Here is a 20429-nt window from a genome sequence, read left to right on the forward strand (position 1 = left end):
GAACAAGCACTCGCATGCGGTCTGGAGATACGCCCCATGGGCAATGTCAACGCGGTTGGAACACATTGTGCGCACAGTAAACTGCGCAGCCGCAATCCATCTTCGGCTTTTGTAGCCCCTGGATTGCTGATTTCCGTTCTTGCGTTGATCTTGGCCGGATGTGTCCGGCCCACAGGTGATTTCGACCGGGCAAAACCATCTGTGATGCATGATACGATCATGCCCGCAATCGGTGAAGCGTCAGCGCGGATGCGCGAAGACCCGGTATCAAAATTCAATTACACTGATGATGAGAAGCTCTTGCGCGACCGTGCTTGGGCGTTGATCCGGCCGCCTTGGACGAAGGACTGGATTGGTGGATCTATGGCTGAACTCGCCCGCACACGAATTCTTCCGGAAACTGAAGGCCGGATTCCGCCGGATCTTTATTACCAGTATCTCCGGTCTGATAAATTCAAATCCTCCAACGCCAGGTTCGATAGAATTGCCTCCGACGCAACAGGAGACGCAGGTCTTGTCATGCCTTTCTGTGAAGTCGCCGTGCGCGTCAGGAAGGCTGACGACGAGCGCCTCAGGGTCCTTCAGAACAAACAACTGACCACCGAAGAGATGTATACCGGGGCCAAGGCACGGGTGTGGGAAAACCGTGTTGCGATAAAATGGTCAGGGCAGGCTCTGCGCTTCCGCATAAAAGCCTATAAGGGCGCGCTAGACGCGCTGGAAATAGAAACTCCTAGCAGAGACCGGCAATGGAAGGTCAATACGGCAATCCGGGAGTTGGAGGGCCAGGTGCTGCTGGCCGAATCTGAGTGCCAGACGGAAAACCGGTATGGCGCGGATGCCCCGGTACGGCGGTCCCGCATTTACAAAGGCTGGGGCAACGAGCGTCCCCCAGTTCAGAAATAGAGCCTGATAATTTCCGGAACTTGGTTTTACCCAAGGATGTCGCAAGTTGCCTGGCTCATGGCTGCTTCGATGGCGTTAGCTCTTGTGGGATGCGGAATGTAGGCTCTGAGCAGGGCAATGCCGCTGGTTTCCTTGGTCTCAATGACGATCAGATCTTCCAGGTTCTCCGGCGGGTTCTCGCGTAAGATCGATAGTTGCTCGGGAGTGATCAGCAGCATGGAGAGACGATCCGCACCGGCAGTGCGGTTGTTCAGGCTGTAGACGGCCTCACCGGCTTCATTGAAGATCCCAATCGACCAGAATGGAACGGGAAGTTCTGCGTCGAAGAAAACCGTACCATTGGCGAGCTGAAACCTGCAGATAGCGTGTTTCATGGCTGGGTCGAGGCCGGGCAAGGGTTCGGCACCCGGTTTGACATCCGGCAACACGTTAAATTGGCGATCCGGCCCATAACGCTGGACCTCATCATACGCGCCATGCTGGACGTTGTGTGGAATGGTCAGCACAACAAGAATATGGATGATTGCGGCAAGACAGAAGACTGCAAGCGTGCCGGCAATAAAGCTGAAGCGGGCAGAGAGGGTCATGAGCAACCGGTCCTTTCGATCACCGGCACACTGACCCCGTCAAGCGCGGCACCTGTTGTGACGGGCGCATCATAAAGCCTGAGGACAAAGCGGAGGCCATCACTGGACTGGGCTTTCGGCGGCAGCGGCAGCCAGTTGCCTGCCTGAATGTGTTTGCTGACCAAGATCTCAAACGTGCCGTCTGGTTTGCGCAAAAGGCTTTGGCTTGAGATATGGCTGCGCCCTGGCAATGTCTCCACAAGACGGCCGTGCCCGTTTACCGATGTCAGGGTCCACAGACGGGCTGTCGGGGTGCGACCGCTGATCTTGTAGCTGCAGGCCGGATCAAGAAACTGGTCTGCGCTGTCAAAACGGGCCGTCAGTGCCAAGCCTTCACCGGAGGCCAGCGGAATGTAACCACCGCGGGTGTAAATTGCCACGGAATAGGGGTCGGCTTCCGTTGTTCCCGCCTTAGGGTAGGCTTTCCAAGGGCCGACAATAATTGCGTCGAGTGGTTCTTCGCGTTCGATGAGGAGATAGGCGGAACTGATCCCAAGTAGCGCGCCGAGACCGACGATCAGTGCCGCTAAACTTAGGGTCCGGACCGGGTGTGCTCTTGCGGGCCGTATTGCACGCGGCAGGGTTTCTTTTTGCCAGCCGGCTTCACTGTGGACGGGGTGGTTTCGCATGAAAGCATCGCTCATTGGGCCGCTGCGAGATCTGTACTGGTCGTGTCCGGCAAGTTGGCGGTGTCCTGTTGCCCAGAAAGCTCCCGCAGTTCTGCGCCAATCTCCAGAAGGAGCGCCTGCGTGCGCCGGTTTAAAACACGTGGTTGAATGGCGACCACATTAGTTGTTGCCAATGGTTGACGTGCCGGGCTCGCAAGGCGAGGCAGGTTCTCTGCGTCAACACCAGGCATAGACACCAACTCAATTCCATTGTGCGCATAGGCCATGAACCGTTGCCAGGCCATTGCAGGCAAACTGCCACCGGTAACGCGGCGTGTTGAGGTGAAGTCATCATTGCCGAACCAGACAGCGCCGGTGAAATTGCCGGTGTAGCCAACAAACCAGGCGTCGCGGTACGCGTTGGTTGTCCCAGTCTTTCCGCCTGCAACAACCCCGTCGATCCGGGCGCGCCGTCCGGTGCCGGCTTCCACCACGTTGACGAGAATGTCATTCATCTCAAAGACCTTGTCTTCTGGCAGGACGCGTTTTGCAGGCGGTTCGTCCTTTTCGCGTTGATAAAGGACTTCTCCGTTGCTGTTGACCACATCCAGGATCGCATAGGACTTGGCTTTGTATCCGCCGTTGGCAAACGTTGAATAAGACGAGGCCATATCGATGACTGAGACTTCTGAGGAACCAATCGGCAGAGATACAGAGTTTTCCAGCTCATGGGTCAATCCCATGGCATAGGCGGTTTCGATGATTTTTTCCCGGCCGAAAGCTTGGGCAAGGCGGACCGGGATCGTGTTGATGGATTTTGTCAGGGCGAGTTTTAATGTGACTGCCCCGCGGTAGCTGCGGGTGTAGTTGCGCGGGCACCAGTTGCCAAGGCAGAACGGCCGGTCAGGGACGATGCTGTCGGCCGAATAGCCGTTCATGAATGCGGTCATATAGACAAAAGGCTTGAACGAGGAACCCGGCTGGCGCAGGGCATTGACCGCGCGGTTGAACTGGCTTTCGCCGTAGTTGCTGCCCCCGACCATAGCGACCACCGCTCCATCTGGGATCATTGCGACCATGGCGGCGGAATTGGCGTCGCGCAGTTTACCGTTTTCGCGCAAAACGGAAGCGACTGCCTGATCTGCTTGACGCTGCAAGGCCGGGTCCAAGGTGGTGCGTACGGTGACGATCCGGTCGCGCGCCAGCGCAGGATTGCGGCGGGCGAGTTTCTTCACCTCATCCAGTGCCCAATCGAGGAAGTATTCAGGAAGCTGCTCCTGCGACCGGTCGACCGCAAGGGCGGGATTGCGCCGGGCGCCAATCACTTGGCCTTCTGTCAGGAGATCAGCTTGCACCATGTTGGTCAGAACCTCATTGGCCCGGGCACGGGCTGCTGGGAGGTTGATATGCGGCGCGTATTTGGTCGGGGCTTTGTAAAGCCCGGCAAGCATGGCGCTTTCGGCAAGGGTCAGCTCGCGGACGTTTTTGTTGAAATAGAACTCTGCGGCGGCTGTTACCCCAAAAACCCCGCCGCCCATATAGGCGCGGTCGAGGTAGAGTTTTAGGATTTCTTGTTTGGAGAGGTTGGCTTCCAGCCAGAGTGCCAGATAGGCCTCCTTGATCTTCCGGCTGAGGCTGCGTTCGTTGGTCAAGAACAGGTTCTTGGCAAGCTGCTGGGTCAGCGTGGAGCCGCCCTGAACCACACCGCCGGCACGGGCGTTTTCGACCATGGCGCGGAATGTGCCGACAAAATCAATGCCGAAATGCAGGAAGAACCGCCGGTCCTCGGTGGCGAGCGTTGCTTTGACCAGGGAATCGGGAATTTCTTCCAGCGGAACGCTGTCGTTTAGGACGATGCCCCGGCGGCCGATTTCCTTGCCGAACCGGTCGAGAAACGTCACGGCAAAGTCGTCCGTCGTTTTCCAATCGGCATAGCGGGTGGCTTCAAAGGCCGGTTGGGCGAAAGCGAGCACGATTACTATGCCTATGGCGCCATAGGTCAGAGCATCAGAGGACAGTTCGGCGAGTGCCCGCCAAATGCCTTTGGCTCGGAATCTGCGGAGAAATCCGTCATATATCTCCCAACTGCGGCGGATGACCGACCACGCACGCCAAAGGCCTGTATCGACTAAGGCGTCAATAGACAGGAAAAACCGGCGGATCCGGTAGCGCTGTTTGGGGCGCGGCTTTGCACCGTCTTCTTCTGAGTGTGGATCGCTTGCCACGTTTGCAGAATCTCCGCACACGATTGAGACTTTAAAACTAACCCGTTTTTACAAGAGTGGAAACCGCAGGCAATGCCAGAGGTGATACCGTAACGGAATTATTCAGCAATCATTGTCGTGGATGCTGACATGCAGAACCTGTCAGTATTGCCGGAGCGCTATAGCCATGGTAGGCGCTGCCGGTTCCAAAAACTGGCGCGCCAGGAGATCGCTTCACATGTCTTCCAGCAGTTCAAACACTTCAAGCGGGGGTCTTCCATTTTGGAAGACGAAATCCCTTGAGGAAATGACAACTGGGGAATGGGAATCCTTATGCGATGGGTGCGCCCGTTGCTGCCTCAATAAATTGGAGGATTGGGATACGGGCGAGATCGTCTGGACAGACGTCGGATGTACTCTTCTGGATGGCGCAAGTTGCCGCTGTAAGGATTATGACAACCGGGCTGCGACGGTACCGGACTGCATTCAGTTGACGCCCGCCGAAGTGCGGACCTTGACGTGGCTACCGCCGACCTGCGCCTATCGCCTGGTCCGCGAGGGAGCGGACCTTTATTGGTGGCACCCGCTGGTGTCGGGGGATCCTCATACGGTCCATCAAGCCGGTGTCTCCGTCAGCGGGCGGACTGTCACCGAGGACGGCATGGAGCTGGAAGACTATGAGAACCACGTCGTCACTTGGCCCGGAGAAATGCCGGAGGCCTGAGGCGGCCTGATCAGCTGATGGGCGCCGTCACCAAAAATGCTTCGGTGTGTTTGTAAAGCCGGTCATAAATGATGTTGAGGTCTTGGATTTGGTGAGACCGATAGAGAATTGCACTGTGGATTAGGAAGGCGATCAGGCCGTCGAGCAGCTCTTCCAATGATCGGTCATCCCGCAAAGCTGGACGGATGTCCGGCGAACCGCGCCACATTTCCATGAACGCCAGAAGCTTCTGATCAAGGACATCGAGCTGCTCGATAAACTCGGGTGCACAATGGCCTTTGGTTGCTCCGATATTTTCCAAAAACACCCGCAACATGGTCTGGCTTTCGGTGATCACCGCAATCAGCGCCATCATGCGTTTGACAAGCGCGCCAACAGGATCGGCCAGATCGTCCTTTGACGTCATGTCATCAAGGTCGGCCGCTTCGCGCAGTTGCCGTAAATGATCAAGCAACAGATAGGAAAGAAGCCCGTCCATATCGCCGAAATGGGCAAACAATGTGCCCTTTGCGACACCGGCTTCCTTGGCGATCGCCTCGGCGGTGATGTCTTCCAGGGCCTTTGTTCTGGAAAGGGTGGCCGCGGCCGTCAAGATACGCGCCCGGGTGAGGGCGGTTCGAGCCTGCGGCTTGCGTGTTTTGGTGTCACTTGGCATGGCAACTTCGATTAAAAATGACCGCGGTCAAAATAACTGTTGACCTCGTACCATAATTGCGTCAAAAAATGACCGTGGTCAATTATTGATCCTTTGTGCTGGGTCTGAGCCCCGCCACTCAACGGAGTTATAAACATGACGAAGAAGATACTTGTGCTGGATGGCCATCCGGCAAGGGAGAGCTTTTGCGGTGCGCTGGCAAGTGCTTACGCTGAGGCGGCAAAGAAAAAAGGCCATGATGTCCGAGTCCTGCGGCTGGCTGACCTGACCTTCGATCCTGATTTTGGGACCGGATCCTTTAAGTCCATCAAACCGCTTGAAGCGGATTTGGAAACTTTTTGGTCCGACCTGGAATGGTGCAATCATTTTGTCGTTGCCCATCCACTGTGGTGGGGCGGATTGCCGGCCAAACTGAAGGGTTTGATCGACCGGGTGCTGCTACCGGGCAAAGCCTTCAAATATGTGCCGGGGAAGGCGGTGCCGGCGAAGTTGATGACCGGCCGGACGTCGGAAGTCCTGGTCACGGCCGACACGCCGGGATGGATTTTCCGTTTCATCTACGGCCTGGCCATCAAAAAGCAGATGAAATTGCAAATCCTAGAATTCTGCGGACTTAAGATGAAGAACTATGCCTGGTTCGCGCCGATCCATCAGTCGACAGATACGGCCCGGGCCAAAATGCTCGGCAAAGCCGCCCGGCTAGGAGCGGCGGTTTAAGCGAACATTTGGGCTGGTTCTTTTGGCCCGAACACAAGATGAGACCGAGAGTGTTTTGAAACACGCCGGTCTCACTCTTCAAGCCACCGGGGCAATCCTTCAGCTCATTTACTATCTGTCGCTGCCCCGTTCTTTTGATCGTAGCGCTGCAGTTCCTTTGCGAAGACAACGTAGTACTTGTAAATGTTGCCGACATAGCGAACCGGTTCGCGGCTGATCCGCTTTGCAACGATCCATTCGACATTCCCAAACCATTTGTTCGGATCATACCCGCTTTTCTCCGCTTCTGCCCGGAGCTTTTTGAAGCGGCTGGGACCTGCGTTGTAGGCGGCTAGGGCGAAAAAAGTCTGATTGGGTCGGTCATGTTCCAGATCAGCGAAATACTGGTCGGCAAGATATCGCAGATACTTCACGCCAGCATGAACATTGTTGTCAGCATCTGCGGCTACGCCTTTGATATTGATCGGATTTCCGGCTGCAGTTGACGGTTTGATCTGCATGAGGCCGACCGCACCGGCATGGCTGCGTACCTCCTGCTTGAATTGGCTTTCCTGATAGGATTGAGCAGCGATCAGCAACCAGTCGATATTGTATTCCTGGCCATATTTTTTGAACAAGGCTTCAATCTTCAGGAGTTGTTCCTGCCGGTTGCCGTCATTCAATTTTTCCAGGAATTTTGTGTCCTGAAAATACCGTTTCAGAATGATGTTCCCGAGCAATGTACCTTTCTCAACTGTTTTAACGAAGCCGTTGATCTCTTTAAGTAAGTCGGGTGCATTCTTGCGGACCGCGATTGCGATATCACCATCGGTACGGACAGCGGCGTCCGGGTGCGTCTTAAGGCCGTCAATCACCTGCATCCAGAAGTCCGCCTTATGTTCATCGATGATGATCATGGGGATGCTGCCGGCCTTGACCAGTTCAATCAGATCTTCGTCTTCCAGGTTTTCATCCGCTGGCACAATGTCGACCAGTGGTTTGCCATCAGCTTCCAGTCTTTCGTTCAGGACGAGCAGGCTATTGAAATAGCTTGAAGATCGCCGGACATGGACACTTAGACCTGACAGCGCTTCCGGTGATGCGAGGTCTTTGGCGCCCTCTGCTGTCAGAGGCACTTCCTTTGCGCCTTTAAAGAGCGGCGTTGAAAAATCAACAAGCTGCAAGCGTTCCGGTGTAACGGTGAGATTTCCCAAGGCAATGTCGCCTTGCCCGTCTTCAAGATCGGAAAACAAATCTGCGCGCGGTGTTGGGATCATGACCAATTGGCCGTCGCGCACTTTCTTTCCGTGTTTCTTGTCAAGATATTTGCCCAGCTCTGTCATCAGATCGACGGCCGTACCGCGCTGGACACCGCCATCGATGAAATAGGCAGTTTTTGAAAACGGCACGAGCACCCGCAAAATGCCATCTTCTACAATCTGGTCAAAATCCCCTTTAAAAGGCTCTCGAAGCCGTTTTTCAAATTCGTCCGACAATCCGGGCTCCATAGTTTTGGCAGGAGCTGCGGAAAAAAGAAATGCGAGCAAAAATGTGGTGATTAGAAACCGGAAAGTTCTTGAAAATGAACAGTTGGGCATAACCATTCCCCCAAAACAATAACGTTGGGGAAGTCAAGCAAACTCAGGTGCGGCTTTCAAGCTGACAAAACAGGAAGATTGAAGTTCGTTTGATGACCGCAGTACGAAAAATCTGACCTCGGGACAGGTTTCCCAGCAAGGCCTTTGGATGTTGTTAAGGACCGCTTCTTGTAAGCGCTCTCCACTGTAACAGGTCTTTGGTATTTCACGCCCCGAACCGATCCTGCCACGTTTGCATGGTGTCTCCTGCGGCCGGCGTTGCATGATAAACGCCCCGGGCGATGGCACGGGCAAGACAGGACGCAGCAGCAGCGCCCATCTGCACCATATCTTCCAGGCCGTTTTCGAGCTTTCTCTGCCCGGTCGACAAGGCAAACACAAGGTCACCGTCGAGTGGCGTATGGGCTGGCCAGAGCGCACGAGCCAGCCCGTCATGGGCCATCACAGAAAGGCGTTTGGCTTCACCCTTGGTGAGAATCGCATCGGTCGCAACCGCAGCAATCGTGGTGTTTGCGCCAGGTTCCAGCGCATCCAGCTTGGTTCTGACAGTCGTGCAGTCTTCAGGCAGCGTTGGCGCCATGCCGCGGCCGCCGAATTCGGAGCCGATCTCAAAAGGCGCTGCCCAAAAATGCGGCGTCTCGCCCATGGTTGCCCGGCCAAGGGCATTCACGGCGACGATGGCGCCAATCGTGACACCGTTTTCCAAAACCACGGACGCCGACCCGAGCCCGCCTTTTAAGTTAGCGGTGGTTGCGCCCATGCCCGCACCGACGGAACCCAGGGCAAAGTCGTGCCCAATGGCATCGAGAGCAGCCCGGCCCAAATCCCGGTAGGGTGTCATTTGGCCCCAGCTCTTGTTGCCGCCGTTTAGAAGGTCAAACAGGATCGCGGTCGGGACAATCGGCACCCGAACCGGTCCAACCTGATAGCCGTAGCCGAGCTCGGCAAGACGGCCCTGCACACCGGCGCCGGCATCCAAGCCAAAGGCAGACCCACCCGCCAGAACGATGGCATCGATCTTTTCTACCGTCTGTTCCGGCTCCAGAAGCGCAATTTCCCGGGTGCCCGGGGCTCCGCCCTGAATTGCAACAGAAGCGACCGCTGGCTCATCGGGAACCAGCACTGTTGCCCCGGATTTCAAATCAGAATCGGACGCATTGCCGACTTTGAGGCCAGGAACGTCGGTGATCAGGTTTCTAGGACCGGTCATCAAAAAACTTTCAGTGGAATCGAGATGAGGAAAGGGCGCAAGTCTGCGCCGCTTCAACCTATGTGTCGAGGCTTTTGTAGCCCCTGCGGACGTAGATGAGAGATTTGCCCGGATCAGTCATGCGCAAATCGACGACGGTCCCTACGATGATCGAATGGGTGCCGACTTCCGACACGGAAAAGACTTCACAATCAACGCTCAATCGGGCTCTATCAAGGGCCGGACACCCGGTGGCCAAGTCCGTCCAGGACCCATGAGCGAAGCGGTCGCTCATGTCCGCACTCTCTTTGCCGGCGAACACTTCGGAGATTGCCTGATGATCATCTGCCAGTGTGTTGAGACAGAAGCATCGGTTTTTTAAAACGGCAGCATGGATTCGCGATTGCCGGTTAAGGCAGATGAGAATGCTTGCCGGGTCGTCGCTGACAGAACAGGCGGCAGACACCGTGCCGCCGGCCCGCCCGCCTGCGCCATCGGTAGAAACAATATGAACAGCGGCCGCAATGCGGCTCATGGCTTCCCGGAATGATTGGGAATCCAGCAGCAAGCTGTTTGAGGTGGGGCCGGTCTCGGAAGATGACGCCATACGTATTATACTCCCTGGCCCGGATCGCTCATCCGGTACAGCTATTAAGTTCGTTGTTGCCAGTGCCTATCAAACCCAAACAAGCCTTGCAATTTCTGTAACTTTCGATTGACTGCACCAGCGCAAGTTTTCTACGGGAATGCGCATGTGATGGATCTGGAGAGCGCGATGAGGTTTTACCGTGTTTTGGCAGGCATGCTGGCGGCAGGCTCTATTTTGCTGCCCCAGATTGCTTCTGCCGAAATCCATGTGGCGGTTGCAGGGCCGATGAAAGGCCAGTTTGCGGATATTGGAGATCAGATTCGTGCGGGCGCAGAACAAGCCGTCGTTGACATCAACATGGCGGGCGGCGTGCTCGGCGAACCTTTGGTTCTCGATGTGGTCGATGACGGTTGCGAAGAAGCCAAGGCAAAAGCGGTGGCCAATCAGCTGATCGGACGCGGTGTTTCCATCGTCATTGGGCATGTGTGTTTTGGGGCGTCAATTCCGGCGAGCGAGGTTTACTCCGAAGCCGGCATTATCCAGATTTCCCCGGCAACGACCTTGCCGAAATTCACCGATGACCGGCCCGGGCCAGGGATTTACCGGCTGGCGCCACGGGATGATGCGCAAGCCAAAGTTATTGGGAAGCTTTTGGCCCAAGAGTTTGCGGACAAGGATGTTGCATTCCTTCATGACAAGACCGCTTACGGCAAGGGCCTGACGGATGCAGTCCGGGCTGAGATGAACGCAAGCGGCAAAATCGAAACCCTCTATCAAGGCTTTGATGCGGGATTAAATGACTATCGGATCCTGGTTTCCCGCCTGGCTTTGGAAGGTGCGGACGTCATTTTCTTGGGCGGATATCATCCGGAAGCCGGACTGATCAAACTCGAGATGAAACGGCTCGGGCTTGAGGCTGTTCTGGTCGGTGGTGATGCTTTGATGGCGCAGGCCTACTGGGATGTTGCTGGCGAGGCAGGCGAGGGTACGGTGTTTGCCTATCCGATGGATCCGCATGCCCTTGAGACGGCAGCAAAGGTAATTGGGGACTTGGAAAGCCGGGAAGAAAGCGCCGAGCGGTATGCCTTGTCAGCTTATGCGGCAATAGAGGCCTGGGCAAAGGCGGTTGACGTGGCAGGAAAGACAGAGTCTGAAGCGGTCATCGCCGCCCTCAATCAAGAGACTTTTGCGACCATTCTTGGCGATGTTTCCTTTGACGAAAAAGGCGATGGCAGCGTGCCTGCATTTGTCTTGTATGAATGGCGAGGCGGCAAACCGGTCCTGCGTTAGAGCAAATCGCGCTTATTCGGGATCACTTTTCACTTTCTGAAATCAAAGATTTCAACGCCAAAAGTGATACTTCTCTTTTCAGGTAAAAGCGACACGCTCTAATACCGTTTGCCGGTTCCATTGATTTGCAGACGGACTTTGTCTGCATAGAGCGGCAAGCCAGCATCCATTCCATAAAGGCTGCGGAAAAATCCGCCCTCTGCCTGGATTGCGATGTTACGTGTATTCCCCGTATTTTGGAGATGGACGTCCAGCGATGTTCGCTGGCGCGCTCCCCGCATTGTCAAATAGCCCTCTACTTTTGCGGTTTTTTTGCCGGTAAGCCGGACCGAATAGCTTTCAAATCTCGCAGTCGGATACTTCGAAACATTGAACATGGCCGCGCTTTTCAAGAACCCAGTAACCCTGTCGTTGCCCGTTTCGACGCTTCGCAAATCGACGGTCACGTTGACACGGCTGGCTTCTGGTCTTTTCGCATTCAGAACCATCTCGCCGTTGACCTTCTCAAACCGTCCTTTGATCTGTTTGCCGCCGAGAACACCGACAGAAAACAGCGTTTCCAAGGCTTGGGCTGGCAAGACGTAGCGGCCGGATAAAACATCGGCCATTCCCCCGGTAGAGCTGGCAATAACGGAGGTTGCGAATACCAGTGCTCCTGTTACGGCTGGTCGAACCGTTCGTTTAGAGGCCGGATCCGGCACGGCAGGCGCCTTGCTCTCCATTTTGGTCATAATGCTCCTCCCACATGCACAGGTACATCGCAGTGTTGCGCGGGTTAGCAGATCCGGGCGCCTGAGGGGCGTATTCACCATTATTGTAACTTTTTGCTGCCGGGGCTTGCCGCCTCCACCCGCACGCCTACAATCTTAACACACGTTAAGGATTGTCTGTATCATGCGTCTTCATTCCTTTTGGGCGGCATCTGTTTTTGCCGTTTTCTGCCTGTTTGGGTCCGCAACAGCGCAAGCTGCGGAAGTGGTTGGGTTTTCCGGACATGGCTACAGGCCGGGCACAATTGTCATCAAAAACTCCGAGCGCCGTTTGTATCTGGTTTTGAACCGCCGCCAAGCGATCCGCTACAAGGTTGCGGTTGGAAAACGGCAAAAATCCTGGACTGGCCGGGCGCAGATAACGGCCAAATACGTCAAACCGGACTGGTCACCGTCTGCGGAAGTGCGCCGGGACTTCCCGCATCTGCCCCGGGTGATCAGGGGCGGAGCGCCAAACAATCCGATGGGGGTGGCAGCGATGACACTTTCAAACGGCAATTATGCCATTCACGGCACCAACCGTCCGGGATCGATCGGCCGGGCCGTGTCCTACGGCTGCATCCGAATGGCCAATCACGACATCACGGATCTTTTCCGCCGGGTTCAAGTACGCACGCCAGTAATCGCGCTTCCGTGAATACTCTTGGTCAAGCGGGAAAATGCGCCACCGGGACAGCTTGCCGCATTTATTTTCGAATATGTGAAAGTATTGTGCGTTCGGGATCGTAATGATCCTTCCAAGACGCCGCTGGCTTCGTGTGTCCCAACATGGAGCTGGCGGTTTTTGTCTATGCCTTGAGCCAGGCTCTTGGGTTGGACGCTGCCTGATCGGATTGTTTTCCGGACAGTGCGCTGACCAGATCGGCGACCGCATCCAGACTGTGCACGGCGCGAAACTCATCGACATGGGGCAACATGGCCCGGATCCCCTTGGCTTTTGCTTGAAACCCTTCGAAGCGGAGCAGGGGATTAAGCCAAATCAGACGCCGGCAGGAGCGGTGCAACCGGTCCATTTCCCGGGCGAGATCTTCATCAGAATCCCGCTCCAGACCGTCGGTGATCAAAAGAACGGTCGGTTTACCGGAGAGCACACGGCGGGACCAATGGCGGTTGAAGTCATGAAGGGCTGACGCGATCCGCGTGCCGCCGGACCAATCCTCAACACCTTCAGAACAAGCCTCCAGCGCTTCGTCCGGATCCTTCATGCGCAGCTGCCGGGTGACATTGCTGAGGCGTGTGCCGAACAGGAACGTGTGCACATCCCGGCGTTCTGCGGTCATCGCATGCAGAAAATGCAGCAAGAGCCGCGAATACTGGCTCATGGAGCCAGAGATATCGCAGACTGCGACCAATGGCGGACGCTTTTCGGCCGGTTGGCGGAACTTCAGATCAATGATGTCTCCACCGGCGCGCATGGAAGCACGTAAGGTGCGGCGCGGATCGACCTTGCCATTATGAGCCGGTACAAGTCGGCGGAGCCGGATCTTGTCCATCGAGAGCGCCATGCCAGCAAGCGCTTTTTTCGCTTCAACAATCTCTTCAGCCGTCATCTGGGCAAAATCTTTAGACTGCAGAAGTTCCTTGCCAGAGACCGTGAATTTGGCGTCGACTTCAATTTCCGGGCGGGTTTCTTCCGAGACCCGCTCCTTGTTGGCCTGAAACGCTTGTGCCACGCGCGTTTGGCCAGCCTTCGGTTTTTCTGGTGCGCCGCGCGGTGGGGCAACAGGGGACAGGATTGCCAGCATTTTTTCGATTAAGCCGCGGCTTTGCCAGTAGATCCGAAAGGCCTCGTCAAAAAGGATCCGGTGTTCGCGCTTGCGGACAAAAACCGCATGCAGCGTCCAGTAGAGGTCGTCCCGGTTTGTGATACCGGAGACTTCAACCGCTTGAACAGCATCAACGACAGAGGCCGGGCCAACCGGCACACCAGCCTTTCGCAGCGTGCGTGCGAAATAGACGATGTTGTCTGTGATGCGGGATCGGATCGCGGTCATGTCGGTAAGGCGCGCGGTCAGAGCGCTGGCATGGATTGCGGACGCGGCTCGTCCTTGCGAATCTCGTCGATCATCTGGCGCACCTTGGAGCCACGCACCCGTTCAATGTCGTCCTGATATTTCAACAGTACACCGAGCGTGTCGGACGCCATATCCGGATCGAGCGCGATTTCATTGAGCTCCGACAGAGCGGTGGCCCAGTCGAGGGTTTCGGCAACCCCTGGCTGCTTGAAGAGGTCTTCTTCCGCACGCAGCTTCTGGACGAAGTCCACCACTTCTCCGGCCAGCCGTTCAGAGGCGCCCGGCACTTTGCGGCGGACAATTTCAAGTTCGCGCTCCGCATCTGGATAGTCCACCCAGTGATAGAGACAACGGCGCTTCAGAGCATCGTGGATTTCGCGGGTGCGGTTGGTGGTGATGATGACGATCGGCGGTTCGTCCGCTTTCACTGTCCCCAGCTCTGGAATGGACACCTGATTGTCGGCCAAGACTTCCAGCAAAAACGCTTCAAAGGCTTCATCGGCCCGGTCGAGTTCATCGATCAGGAAAACTGGTGCGCCGCCTGCAGAAGATTCCAGGGCTTGCAGAACCGGCCGTTTGATCAGGAATTTCTCATCAAAGATCGATTTGGAGAGTTCGGAATGATCCGTGTCGCCGGATGCTTCCGCAACACGGATTTCCACCATCTGTGCCGGATAATTCCACTCGTAAACGGCGGAGGCGATGTCGAGGCCTTCGTAACACTGCAGACGGATCAGGTCTCGGCCCAAAGTGGACGACAAAACTTTTGCGATCTCGGTTTTGCCGACGCCGGCTTCGCCTTCCAGAAACAGAGGACGTTTCATTTTCAGTGCAAGATGCAGGACGGTGGCCAGCGAGCGGTCGGCCACATAGCCAGCCTCATCCATCAACTTGAGCGTCTCATCGATGGTCGCTGGAAGGGCGGTTTGTGGCATGGAGGGCTCCAAACATCAAAGAGGTTTTCAAAACATATATAAACGAACCAGTTCCTGAGCCTAGGCCTGAAAGCTGGTACTTTGGAACAGGCGCCGGTAAGTGGTGGGCGCTGTGCCCAGTATTTCGCGGAAATGGTGGCGGAGGGTGGCCGCTGTGCCGAAGCCGGTTTGTTCTGCGATCTGATCGATGGACAAAAGGCTTTCTTCCAAAAGATCCTTTGCCTTTTGTACCCGCAGACCTGTCAGCCAGCGGGCTGGCGTCGTGCCGGTGGCGCTTTCAAACCGGCGTAAAAAGGTGCGTTCGCTCATACCGGCTTTTGCGGCCAGAGATTTGATCGTGTGAGTGTCAGCCAGATTGGTTCGGATTTGCTCAAACAGCGGGCTGAGGCGGCTGGCCTCTGATGGTGGGGGCACGCTGTGATCAACAAATTGCGCTTGCCCGCCTTCCCGGTGGGGCGGCACCACGAGGCGTTTGGCGACGGAATTGGCAGCAGCAGGCCCAAAATCGCGGCGGATCAAATGCAGGCAAAGGTCAATTCCGGCCGCGCTGCCAGCAGACGTCAGGATCTGGCCATTGTCTGTGTAAAGCACATTTGGAACAGTTATTAGATCGGGATACTGGTCCGATAGGGCGTCGAAATAACGCCAGTGGGTGGTGACTTTGTGGCCGTTCAGCAATCCGCAAGCTGCCAGCACAAAGACGCCGGAGCAAATGGTCAAAAGGCGGGCGCCCTTTTCATGAGCGCGGCGGAGGACCTCGACGAGGTCTTCCGGTACTGGATCCGACACACCGGACCAACCCGGAATGAGAATCGTTCCGGCGTTCTCCAGAAGATCAATCCCTCCGTCGACAGCAACCGTCACGCCATTTGAGGCACGGTAAGGCCTTCCAGGTTCCAGGCAGGCGACAGCAAAGGAATACCAGTCGCCCCCCATCTCCGGACGTTTGAGGCCGAAAATCTCGCAACACACACCGAATTCGAACAAGCAAAGACCGTCATAGGCCAGCACTGCGACACTGCGGTTCTGAATTTGGTGAGCGGATGAATTGGCTGAAGATGCATTTGGCATGATTTTTACGATAAGTGTCAAGTACGCCAAACGCCAGAGGAAATTTCCGCGAGTATGGTCCGGTCAACCACTGAAACAGGAGACCGATCATGAGTTTTGTCACCGATATCCCGCCTGCGGTGTCTAATGCGGCTATTCAGCATTTTTCCGGCCGTCTTAGCTTCGAAACGGATTGTGCCGATGTTGCTGATGCCTTTGAGACTGGTGCCGCCGACTTTGTGCTGCTGCATGTGGTTGGCTCCGCACAAACCTTCGCGAAGCGCCATGTTCCTGGCGCCATTCACCTGCCGCACCGGGAGATCTCTGAAGAACGGATGCGGGAGTGGCCGAAGGAGACGGTGTTTGTCGCCTATTGCGCCGGCCCGCATTGCAATGGGGCAGATCGCGCGGCCTTAAAGCTGGCAAATCTAGGCCGTCCGGTGAAAATCATGATTGGCGGGATAACGGGCTGGGAAGATGAGGGCTTCGCGTTTGCTTGCAAGGCGGAAACTGTGGCTGCCGAGTAAAGCCCCTTATAGCGAAGAGCTGGTGAGCGTCGTATAAGAAGCGCGAAAAGGGTAGGGAGACTCGTTTTGCGCTTCATGGCACTCATCTTGGCCGGCGTGTGTGCGTCTGGCATCTGTACACCGGTTTTGGCGGCCGATGGCACTTATCCAAGTGATCCGGCCAGCCTGGCAAGCGGCCTGGAATTGGCCGAAATCCACTGTGCCACATGCCATGCCGTGACAAAGACAGACACTAGCGCAAAAGCCGATGCTCCTGCATTCCGGGACCTCTCAAGCCGTTATCCCCTGGAAAACCTGGAAGAGAGTCTGGCTGAAGGAATCGTGACAGCCCACGAAAATATGCCCGAAGTCGCGTTTGAACCGGGTGACATTGATGCGTTTTTGGGGTATCTCACCTCAATCCAAGCAAACTGACAGACTTTCTTGTTGAAATCTTGACGACTGTTAGCACTCAATTTTGAGAGCTGCCAGAATTCAAGAAATCGTGAGGTTGTCTACAATTCAAAGAATTGGTTAACCTGAGTGCTGCGACACTTTTCTTTTAAAGGAAGGAGTGGACAGCATGACAGTCAGTTCAGACTTTGAAAAGCGGTTGCTCGGCTATGGGCTACTTACTGCAGAAATACTCTACCGTTTGCCAGATCATCCGATCTTGCTACAGAGCTTTCTGTGGCAGACCGAAGACCTAGCGCCGAAATTTCCCGAACTCAACCGGTTCCTAACCTTCTGGGAACGGGAGATTGACGGGCAGATACATACGGTCCGTGTGGCTCATCAGAACCTGATTGAACCCGCCGAATTCCGCTATGCTGATGGTGAAATCGTAATGCACTGACAAAAGGTCTTACCGGCGGAGCCGGTGACCTAGCCCCTTACCGTCGCGCAACACAGACTTCGCCAGATTTGTGAAGTCATGACCCTCGTCTTCATGAAGGATGAGGCCAGGCAAGAGCTGCAACGGAGCCTTGCTGGCGCGCACGGCGCGGACCAGAATCCTTGTAGCAGCGGTATCCGGCCTCGGGTGAAGCGGGATCACATCGATTGCGCCGAAACGCCCTGAAAAAACACTGAGCAACTCATTCAAGCCATCGGCGCGGAAGATAATGGTCAGGGTGCCGCCGTCTCTGACGATGTCTGATGCGGTTTTTGCCCAGGGTTCAAGTCCCCGTTCATCAAGCATATGAGCGCCAGCTCTTGCAGCTTTTGGAGAGGCGCGGAACCGGTCCGCTTCATAATAGGGCGGGTTCATGATCACATGATCAGCAAAATTGGATGTCAGACCGGCGCTGTGGCGCACGCTGCCCTTGGCGGTGATGTCTGCTTCCAGAATAGTTACCCGGTTGGCAAAAGCGGCATTGGCCGGGTCTTTTAAGCCGTCGCGGGCAAGGTCGAGAACCGCGTGGTCCAGCTCCACCAACGTCACGGAAATGCCGGGAAGGCGGGCGGCGGCACAAAATCCGGCGGTGCCAACCCCGGCGCCAAGATCAACAACATGTCCATCAAGCCCATCCGGGAGGGCTGCTGCCAGATAGACCGCATCCAGTCCGGCCCGATGGCGCCCACGTTTGGGCTGGTGGACATAGACCTGACCGCCAATGAACGCATCGCGTGTGGGTTCGGGGTTGTTGCCGGCCAGGGGACGGGGGGAGGCTTCAGACATATCAGAATTGTCCGCCATCGAGGCGCAGTTCATGGGCAAGGCCAGCGTCGCGGACCAGCATGCGGGCTTTCTCGACTTGATCGCTGTCCACCAGCACACGGCGCGGAATCATAGCGAGCGACCCTTCCAAAATGCTCATATTGCCATCTGCGACAAAATGCTTGATGCCGGCGTCCTTCAACAGCGATTCCAGAAAGGAAATCAGGACCGGATCATTTGTTCTAACAAGTTCTTCCATCAGTTTCCTGTAGTTGGCGGATTTCATGGGAACCGCTGCCAGTTTTGCGGCATGTAGGAGACATTTACAGCAAATTTCGCTGTTTGGAGCATTTCAACAGTTTGTCAATCGTCTGGCGTCTTGCCTCGGAGACTTTCGCGCCATATTGTCCGCACCAATTGTAACAGGAGTGCCGTCAGTGGCCGTGGTCGCAACCTTGTCTGACAGTCAAACGCCTAGAGCGAGTATCCAGCCCCTTGTGGACCTGGTGGCGCCCGGTATGGCGGACGTGAATGAACTGATCCTTTCCAAGGCCGGATCCAATGTGGATCTTATTCCGGAAATTGCCAAACATCTTATTTCCTCTGGCGGCAAACGCTTGCGGCCGATGCTGACGCTCGCATGCGCCGATATGTTTGGCTACCAGGGCAAAGGCCATGTGATTCTGGCGGCCAGTGTGGAATTCATGCATACGGCAACGCTCCTTCATGACGATGTCGTTGATGAAAGCGACATGCGCCGGGGCAAACTGGCTGCCCGCAAGCTTTGGGGCAATCAGGCGAGCGTTTTGGTCGGTGACTATCTGCTCGGCCAAGCCTTCAAGATGATGGTTGATACCGGATCGCTCGAGGCGCTGCGTATCCTGTCGGAAGCGTCTGCGATCATTGCTGAAGGCGAAGTTTTGCAGCTCGGTGCTGCCAAGAATATTGAGACCAGCGAAGCAGATTACCTGCGGGTGATTGAGGCCAAGACGGCAGCGCTGTTTGCAGCAGCTGCCGAAGTTGGGCCGGAAATCGCCGGGCAGGGTGAGACCATGAAGAAGGCAGCAAGGACTTACGGTCTCGAACTCGGATATGCCTTCCAGATGGTGGATGACGCGCTCGATTACGGCGGATCGTCGGTGGATCTTGGCAAGGATGTTGGCGACGACTTCCGCGAAGGCAAGATCACTTTGCCGGTTGTTCTGGCAGTGTCGCGCGGTTCAGACGAAGACCGGGCCTTCTGGAAGCGCTGCATGGAAGGTGACGATGTCACCGACGGTGATCTCGCACAGGCCATCGAACTTCTGAAGAAATACGATGCGATTGCCGACACCGTTCAGCGGGCGCGGACTTATGGCGACAACGCTCTAAAGGCCTTGGAAGTCCTGCCGTCAGGAGCGCTCACAGACGCGCTGGCCGATGCGGTGGCTTTCTGTATCTCGCGTGTCAGCTGATCCACATTAGGTATTGTTTTCATTAAAATAAATACGGCGCCAAAGTGGCGCCGTGTTTGTTTTGGGGATTTTATCTCAAAGGGCCAGATGCAACCCACCAATTTGGATGTGCGGAGCGCAGATCCATCTCAATAGCGCGCGTGTCCGCATTTTCACAAAGCCCAAAACACGTTGCGCCTGAACCGGACATGCGGGCGAAGACCACACGGCTGTCTGCGTCCAAAGCGGTCAGAACATCCGCAATTTCTGGACACACGGACAAGGCTGGCACTTGCAGATCGTTCCGGCTGCTTACCAGATAACCGGTCAAAGCGGCTAGATCGTCGAATTCGGCAGGCGCTTTGGGCAATGGAGGGTTTTTCCGGTGTTCAAGCGCTTTAAACACTGCCGGCGTTTCGACGCCGATTTTGGGATTGACCAGAACAATGCCGCAGGCCGGAAGACCTGGCCCCGGTGAAAGATCTTCACCAATTCCGCGCATGAATTGCGGTTCGGGTTCCAAGCAGACCGGCACATCCGCCCCAAGTGATGTGGCCAGCTTGTGGAGTTCATCCTCGGCCAGATAGTGGCCGGTGATATCTTCCAGAAGACGCAGGGTCGTTGCGGCATCGCTCGAACCACCACCAATTCCGGAGGCGACCGGCAAGCGTTTTGTCAGCGTTATTTTCACCTTCGGGACGACGATGCCCGCTGATTCCGCAAATCCATTCAGGGATTTGAGGACCAAGTTGTTTTCGGTGCCGCCCTCAAGATCACGCGCGAAGGGGCCGTCGACGATGAGCTTCAATGTGTCAGAGGGCTCGATCGCAATGCGGTCGCCGATTTGGGGGAAAACCGCAAGCGAATCTAAGAGATGAAAACCATCACTTCTCTGCCCGGTGATATGGAGGGCGAGATTGACTTTGGCCCGGGCAAGTTCTGCCCGGACAGCTGATTGCGGTGTATACGCCATTG

General features: G+C 55.8%; 23 protein-coding genes. 9 read left to right on the top strand and 14 right to left on the bottom strand.

The annotated features are described in order from the left end of the window. The first annotated feature begins 36 nt into the window (after positions 1-36). On the top strand, positions 37-906 hold the full coding sequence (locus tag ACOOFE_RS09010) for a hypothetical protein (RefSeq protein ID WP_420414650.1): 870 nt from the start codon (positions 37-39) through the stop codon (positions 904-906). Positions 907-932: 26 nt separating this feature from the next. Here the strand turns inward: ACOOFE_RS09010 and ACOOFE_RS09015 are convergent, their stop codons facing one another. From ACOOFE_RS09015 to ACOOFE_RS09025, 3 genes are read right to left on the bottom strand one after another with little or no spacing between them, the layout of a single operon-like run. Continuing rightward, positions 933-1493: a hypothetical protein gene (locus tag ACOOFE_RS09015; RefSeq protein WP_420414651.1), complete on the bottom strand. Its 561-nt coding sequence runs from the start codon at positions 1491-1493 to the stop codon at positions 933-935. Next, a complete protein-coding gene (locus tag ACOOFE_RS09020; RefSeq protein WP_420414652.1) occupies positions 1490-2176 on the bottom strand; it encodes a DUF1214 domain-containing protein in 687 nt (228 codons plus the stop codon). Before ACOOFE_RS09020 ends, ACOOFE_RS09015 begins: the two co-directional genes overlap by 4 nt. After that, on the bottom strand, positions 2173-4365 hold the full coding sequence (locus ACOOFE_RS09025; protein WP_420414653.1) for a transglycosylase domain-containing protein: 2193 nt from the start codon (positions 4363-4365) through the stop codon (positions 2173-2175). Before ACOOFE_RS09025 ends, ACOOFE_RS09020 begins: the two co-directional genes overlap by 4 nt. Positions 4366-4582: 217 nt before the next feature. Here ACOOFE_RS09025 and ACOOFE_RS09030 point away from each other — a divergent pair, with 217 nt between their 5' ends. Beyond that, a complete protein-coding gene (locus ACOOFE_RS09030; RefSeq protein WP_420414654.1) occupies positions 4583-5068 on the top strand; it encodes a YcgN family cysteine cluster protein in 486 nt (161 codons plus the stop codon). Positions 5069-5078: 10 nt separating this feature from the next. Here the strand turns inward: ACOOFE_RS09030 and ACOOFE_RS09035 are convergent, their stop codons facing one another. Then, positions 5079-5723, bottom strand: coding sequence for a TetR/AcrR family transcriptional regulator (locus ACOOFE_RS09035; protein ID WP_420414655.1), 645 nt, complete (start codon positions 5721-5723; stop codon positions 5079-5081). Positions 5724-5858: 135 nt separating this feature from the next. On the opposite strand from ACOOFE_RS09035, the gene ACOOFE_RS09040 reads away from it, so the two are divergent. Continuing rightward, a complete protein-coding gene (locus tag ACOOFE_RS09040; protein ID WP_420414656.1) occupies positions 5859-6440 on the top strand; it encodes an NAD(P)H-dependent oxidoreductase in 582 nt (193 codons plus the stop codon). Positions 6441-6544: 104 nt separating this feature from the next. Here ACOOFE_RS09040 and ACOOFE_RS09045 read toward each other — a convergent pair whose 3' ends face one another. The 3 genes from ACOOFE_RS09045 to ACOOFE_RS09055 form a co-directional block, all read right to left on the bottom strand. Continuing rightward, on the bottom strand, positions 6545-7915 hold the full coding sequence (locus tag ACOOFE_RS09045; protein WP_420414657.1) for a transglycosylase SLT domain-containing protein: 1371 nt from the start codon (positions 7913-7915) through the stop codon (positions 6545-6547). A 307-nt stretch (positions 7916-8222) separates the two neighbouring features. Then, positions 8223-9227 carry a P1 family peptidase gene (locus ACOOFE_RS09050; protein ID WP_420414658.1) on the bottom strand — a complete coding sequence of 335 codons (1005 nt, stop codon included), beginning with the start codon at positions 9225-9227 and terminating at the stop codon, positions 8223-8225. A 58-nt stretch (positions 9228-9285) separates the two neighbouring features. After that, on the bottom strand, positions 9286-9813 hold the full coding sequence (locus ACOOFE_RS09055) for a flavin reductase (protein ID WP_420414659.1): 528 nt from the start codon (positions 9811-9813) through the stop codon (positions 9286-9288). Positions 9814-9981: 168 nt separating this feature from the next. Here ACOOFE_RS09055 and ACOOFE_RS09060 point away from each other — a divergent pair, with 168 nt between their 5' ends. After that, positions 9982-11085 (top strand): branched-chain amino acid ABC transporter substrate-binding protein, encoded by a 1104-nt coding sequence (locus ACOOFE_RS09060; protein ID WP_420414660.1) that lies wholly within the window; start codon positions 9982-9984, stop codon positions 11083-11085. A 98-nt stretch (positions 11086-11183) separates the two neighbouring features. Here ACOOFE_RS09060 and ACOOFE_RS09065 read toward each other — a convergent pair whose 3' ends face one another. Continuing rightward, entirely contained in the window at positions 11184-11816 is a 633-nt protein-coding gene (locus ACOOFE_RS09065) for a YceI family protein (protein ID WP_420414661.1), read from the bottom strand. A 163-nt stretch (positions 11817-11979) separates the two neighbouring features. Between ACOOFE_RS09065 and ACOOFE_RS09070 the strand changes: the two genes are divergently transcribed. After that, positions 11980-12492, top strand: a complete 513-nt coding sequence (locus ACOOFE_RS09070) for a L,D-transpeptidase (RefSeq protein ID WP_420414662.1) — start codon at positions 11980-11982, stop codon at positions 12490-12492. 151 nt (positions 12493-12643) lie between these two features. Here the strand turns inward: ACOOFE_RS09070 and ACOOFE_RS09075 are convergent, their stop codons facing one another. Genes ACOOFE_RS09075 through ftrA form a run of 3 tightly spaced genes read right to left on the bottom strand, consistent with a single transcriptional unit; the run spans position 12644 to position 15876 of the window. Continuing rightward, on the bottom strand, positions 12644-13849 hold the full coding sequence (locus tag ACOOFE_RS09075; RefSeq protein WP_420414663.1) for a vWA domain-containing protein: 1206 nt from the start codon (positions 13847-13849) through the stop codon (positions 12644-12646). Positions 13850-13866: 17 nt separating this feature from the next. Beyond that, positions 13867-14805, bottom strand: coding sequence for an AAA family ATPase (locus ACOOFE_RS09080; protein WP_141186138.1), 939 nt, complete (start codon positions 14803-14805; stop codon positions 13867-13869). A 60-nt stretch (positions 14806-14865) separates the two neighbouring features. Further along, a complete protein-coding gene (ftrA, locus tag ACOOFE_RS09085) occupies positions 14866-15876 on the bottom strand; it encodes a transcriptional regulator FtrA (RefSeq protein WP_420415554.1) in 1011 nt (336 codons plus the stop codon). An 89-nt stretch (positions 15877-15965) separates the two neighbouring features. On the opposite strand from ftrA, the gene ACOOFE_RS09090 reads away from it, so the two are divergent. The 3 genes from ACOOFE_RS09090 (at position 15966) to ACOOFE_RS09100 (ending at position 17217) form a co-directional block, all read left to right on the top strand. Next, positions 15966-16382, top strand: coding sequence for a rhodanese-like domain-containing protein (locus tag ACOOFE_RS09090; protein ID WP_420414664.1), 417 nt, complete (start codon positions 15966-15968; stop codon positions 16380-16382). 75 nt (positions 16383-16457) lie between these two features. Beyond that, positions 16458-16796 carry a c-type cytochrome gene (locus ACOOFE_RS09095; RefSeq protein WP_420415555.1) on the top strand — a complete coding sequence of 113 codons (339 nt, stop codon included), beginning with the start codon at positions 16458-16460 and terminating at the stop codon, positions 16794-16796. A gap of 148 nt (positions 16797-16944) precedes the next feature. Beyond that, on the top strand, positions 16945-17217 hold the full coding sequence (locus tag ACOOFE_RS09100) for an usg protein (RefSeq protein WP_420414665.1): 273 nt from the start codon (positions 16945-16947) through the stop codon (positions 17215-17217). A gap of 9 nt (positions 17218-17226) precedes the next feature. On the opposite strand, the gene ACOOFE_RS09105 is transcribed toward ACOOFE_RS09100, so the two are convergent. After that, entirely contained in the window at positions 17227-18042 is an 816-nt protein-coding gene (locus ACOOFE_RS09105) for a tRNA1(Val) (adenine(37)-N6)-methyltransferase (RefSeq protein ID WP_420414666.1), read from the bottom strand. Between the two features lies 1 nt (position 18043). Continuing rightward, entirely contained in the window at positions 18044-18280 is a 237-nt protein-coding gene (locus ACOOFE_RS09110; protein ID WP_420415556.1) for a DUF2007 domain-containing protein, read from the bottom strand. 178 nt (positions 18281-18458) lie between these two features. Between ACOOFE_RS09110 and ACOOFE_RS09115 the strand changes: the two genes are divergently transcribed. Then, positions 18459-19475, top strand: coding sequence for a polyprenyl synthetase family protein (locus ACOOFE_RS09115; protein ID WP_420414667.1), 1017 nt, complete (start codon positions 18459-18461; stop codon positions 19473-19475). Positions 19476-19545: 70 nt separating this feature from the next. Here ACOOFE_RS09115 and ACOOFE_RS09120 read toward each other — a convergent pair whose 3' ends face one another. Next, on the bottom strand, positions 19546-20427 hold the full coding sequence (locus ACOOFE_RS09120) for a 4-(cytidine 5'-diphospho)-2-C-methyl-D-erythritol kinase (RefSeq protein WP_420414668.1): 882 nt from the start codon (positions 20425-20427) through the stop codon (positions 19546-19548). Between the last annotated feature and the right edge of the window lie 2 nt (positions 20428-20429).

The sequence above is a fragment of the Roseibium sp. genome (assembly GCF_965216085.1).
GTDB lineage: Bacteria > Pseudomonadota > Alphaproteobacteria > Rhizobiales > Stappiaceae > Roseibium.